The organism is Coleofasciculus sp. (assembly GCF_046539235.1).
Lineage (GTDB): Bacteria > Cyanobacteriota > Cyanobacteriia > Cyanobacteriales > Coleofasciculaceae > Coleofasciculus.
On the sequence record NZ_JBKHHI010000515.1, the window covers coordinates 1 to 4,116 of the forward strand.

Annotated in this window: 3 protein-coding genes; 2 read left to right on the forward strand and 1 reads right to left on the reverse strand. The window is 44.6% G+C overall.

Translation table 11 applies throughout. The features are described from left to right. Positions 1-542 precede the first annotated feature (542 nt). Complete coding sequence (locus tag ACLFWI_RS27765; protein WP_446415620.1) at positions 543-1,379, reverse strand: Rpn family recombination-promoting nuclease/putative transposase; 837 nt, start codon at positions 1,377-1,379, stop codon at positions 543-545. A 429-nt stretch (positions 1,380-1,808) separates the two neighbouring features. Between ACLFWI_RS27765 and ACLFWI_RS27770 the strand changes: the two genes are divergently transcribed. Further along, on the forward strand, positions 1,809-2,519 hold the full coding sequence (locus ACLFWI_RS27770) for a response regulator (protein ID WP_446415621.1): 711 nt from the start codon (positions 1,809-1,811) through the stop codon (positions 2,517-2,519). 338 nt (positions 2,520-2,857) lie between these two features. After that, a complete protein-coding gene (locus ACLFWI_RS27775) occupies positions 2,858-3,994 on the forward strand; it encodes a sensor histidine kinase (protein ID WP_446415622.1) in 1,137 nt (378 codons plus the stop codon). The last annotated feature ends 122 nt before the right edge of the window (positions 3,995-4,116 follow it).

Here is a 4,116-nt window from a genome sequence, read left to right on the forward strand (position 1 = left end):
AGTTGGGCTTGAGTAAGCATATTGTCTCCACCAAACCTGTGTTACAAAAATTGGGCTTGTAATCCATTCCCCTACCCGATCCCCGACTTGTTGAAGGTTAGGGATCTAAATTGAATGTCACTGACTGGTATGCTGGTGGGTTGAGCGAAGCCGAAACCCACCCTACAGTACATCAAAGGTTTTGGCGATCTCATAATGCCCGCTTTTCAGTGCCATTCGATCTAAATTAGCGATCGCATCCGCAACGGATGAACGAAACATTTATAATTCCCCTGTAGGGGCGACCCGCTTGACCTAATTCACAACACCAGTCCATTCAATGGGGTCGGGTCGCCCTTTACTCAACCGCCTATATCAGAAAGTATTTCTTAGGAATTATAGCGGATTGGGTATCATGCATTTAAATTGGGTATTAGTAGCGAGCAAGATGCTCAATGAATGTAGCGAGCAAGATGCTCAATGAATGTAGCGAGCAAGATGCTCGCACTACTACGGCAAGGATGAGAGCCATTATTGACATTAAGGTTTAAATACCGAACAGCTTAGCGATCGCGCTTCAACTGCTGCACCGCCTCCAGACTAAGCCCTGTCGTTTGACTAACCGTTTCTTCATCCAACACATCCAGTAGTCGCCGAGCAATTTCTACTTGTTTCTGCTTAACCGCTTGATTAACCGCCTTAATAATCGCATTTCGCTGATCATATATCCACATTTCCCGCTTTTGCAAATCTTCCAACTCTTCCCGACTCAGATTCGCTTGATTCGCCACAGCAAACGCTTGCTTCATCTCCGGGACTTCCTCCATTGTTTCCGGTACACTATCCAAACTCCTGGCATTTTTAAGAAAATAAATCCATTTATCGGTTAGCGTCTCTAACTCCTCCAATCTCTTATTAAATTTAGGTAATTCCACAAAGACCAACTCAATATCATAACTTAAATAATCAACCAGATACTCTTTTTCCTTTAAAACAAACCGCGAGATTATCTTATCCAGATTATTAAACATCTCAAAATCCGTAATCGTCAAAGCAATCACTGGCTCTAATAGCTTGTAATCCTCGCCACTATCCAGTTGAATGGAATAAGCCTTGGCTGCATTGTACAAAATCCGCTTCTCAAATCCCTCCACATTCAACACCTGCATCTCGATAATCACAGTTGTTCCATCTTCGAGCTTAGCTTTAACATCTAGGTAAGTATCTTTGACACCGCGTATTCTGGGCGCTAGATAAGGATTAATGATTTGTAAATCTTCAATGACCGGACGCGCTTCATAAAGGAGAGCATTTAAAAAACTAACTAAAATATCTTTACTTTGCTCAGAACCAAAAATTTTTTTAAAGGCAAAATCGGTCTTAGGATTAATAAAAATCATCGCATTGTTCACCACCTAGACAACAATTTTGTTGAACCCGATTTAGATAAAAATATAATAAGCCGAAAAAAGCAGCCCTGATCCTATTCGTTTTGTATTGACAAAAACAACGATTCATGCACCTAGCCCACACCTTTAACGAAACACCATACCAGCACCAGCGAGCAAGATGCCTATACTAGCGAGCAAGATGCTCGCCCTACAGGGGCTTCCTCGTCGCTGTCTGGTGAATTGGTATAAGATATCGTAGAAACAAGCGTCGTGTATTTAGATTCGTGGAAATAAACCCAACACTCCACCAGTCCTGTAAATAATACTCAAACCCTTACATAAAACGTAGCTTGCTTGGTGCTCCGCGAGTATGACGAATAACGAATGACGAATGACAATCAAAACCTTTCACTGTAATTGTTCCCACCTACTTATTATATGGATATCTTAATCGTTGAAGACGAAGCGGAAATCGCTAAACTCATCCAACTCACCCTAGAACGCGAAGGATTCACCTGCTACTCCTGTCGCGATGGACTAGCCGCCATCCAAGCCTTCCAAACCCAGCAACCGGATGTAATTATTCTCGACTTAATGCTACCGGGATTGGATGGACTAGAAGTGTGCGCCCGAATTCGCCAAAAACCGGGACCCAAAGACCCCTATATTTTAATGCTGACGGCGAAGGGAGAGGAAATTGACCGCGTAATTGGTTTATCAACAGGTGCGGATGATTACCTGGTCAAGCCCTTTAGCCCTACCGAACTGGTGGCGAGAGTCCGGGCGCTATTGCGGCGTAGTTTACGTCACGGCGGACAGTCCCTCGTCTACCGTACCCAACATTTTACCGTGGATGTAGATCAACATACCGCCAGTCGCCAACTCGATTCTGAGGAATCAGAACCCCTAGATTTAACCACGTTAGAATTTAATCTGTTAGCCACCTTTACCAGTCAACCGGGTCGAGTTTGGAATCGTACTCAACTGATTGATAAACTTTGGGGGAATGACTTCTTTGGTGATGAACGGGTAGTTGATACCCATGTCGCCCGATTGCGGAAAAAAATAGAACCAGACCCCAGTAATCCGACCTTTGTTAAGACCGTTATTGGTGTTGGTTATAAATTTGAAGATAACCCTGTAGACTAAACTTATAGAAACTTGTAGTTTAGTCTTTCATACTGGGTTAACCCGTATCGGCTGCACGGCGTCGCCCCCGACAATATCCCAAGAAGCTTCCTTATACTTTACTATATATCTACAATTTTCTACAATGCAAACCCGCAACAGTTTAGAACCCCTGCCTGTAAAGAAACACCAAAGCGGGCGATCCGACCGTCTGTAGGGGACTCTTCATAAAGAATTACCTACTAGGCTAGGGTCTTTCAACCCGTTTTAACGGGTTTTAGCTTTTAGCCCGAACTTGAGTTCAGGGCTTCACTTAAGCCTTAAGCCAAGCCCACAAAGCCAAAATTTTATCGAACCCCATGAGTAAAACCGGTTTACGCCGCCGCAAATCCTTACCCTTAGTCTCACGCCTGTTTCTCTCCCATTTGTTAGTGATGATTGTCGGCGTGGGTTCCCTGTTAATTATTAGTAAAGTATCTTCGCCGCGCTTCTTTATCTTACATCTGCAACAATTAGAAGGCAAAGGAGTCATCTTTCGCGTTGCCCGTACCTCCCTATTACAAGGATTTCAAAGGGCTTGGAATCGCGGCACATTTTGGTCTGTTATTGTTGGCACGACGGCAGCAGGAGGACTTAGTTACTGGTTATCTCGTCGCATTGTCAAACCCCTGACTCAAATTGAAGACATTACCCAACAATTTGCCGCGGGTAAGCTGGATAAACGACTCCCGCCCAGTGAAATTCCTGAAATTAATCAACTCGCCAGCAGTTTTAATCAGATGGCGGTGAGTTTAGAAGATGTGGAACAGCGGCGGCGAGATTTAGTCAGTGATTTGACTCATGAACTGCGAACCCCCCTGACGGTACTGCGGGGTTATTTAGAAGAACTGGCTACACAACGGATGGAAGCAACGCCGGCGATGTATCAACAGTTGGCAAAAGAAACGCGCCGATTGGAACGGTTAATTAATGATTTACAGGAACTCTCCAAAGCCGAAGCCGGTTATCTACCGATTAAACTGGAACCCGTAAATGTGCGTCCCCTGTTAGAATCACTGGTGCAAAAGTTTGCGGATCAGGTGTTGGAAGAAGGTCCAGTATTACACTTAGATTGTCCGGAGAAATTGCCACAAGTTTTGGCAGATATTGACCGATTGGAACAAGTGTTGGTGAATCTTTTAGGCAATGCCATTCGACATACTAAAACAGGTGCGATTACGGTTCAGGTATGGATAGAACGGGATGGACGAAAAGGTATTATTTCTCGGTTATGGATTGCGGTAACCGATACGGGGATGGGGATTGCCCCAGAGGATATTCCTCATCTGTTTGAACGGTTCTGGCGGGCGGAAAAGTCGCGCAATCCTCACACTGGAGGAACGGGGATAGGGTTAGCTATCTCGAAGCGGTTGGTGGAATTGCAAGGGGGTGAGATTGAGGTGGAAAGTCAGCTAGGGATTGGCAGTACGTTTCGGTTTTATCTGCCCTTAGCATAACTCTGATGTCAAGGTAAACAGAGATTCAGTTCCTTCGCTACATTTAAGCTAGGGCGAGTCGAGACAGGTTAATTTTAACACCGCCATATTTGAGCAGCGACTCGCCCCTACAATCTACAATT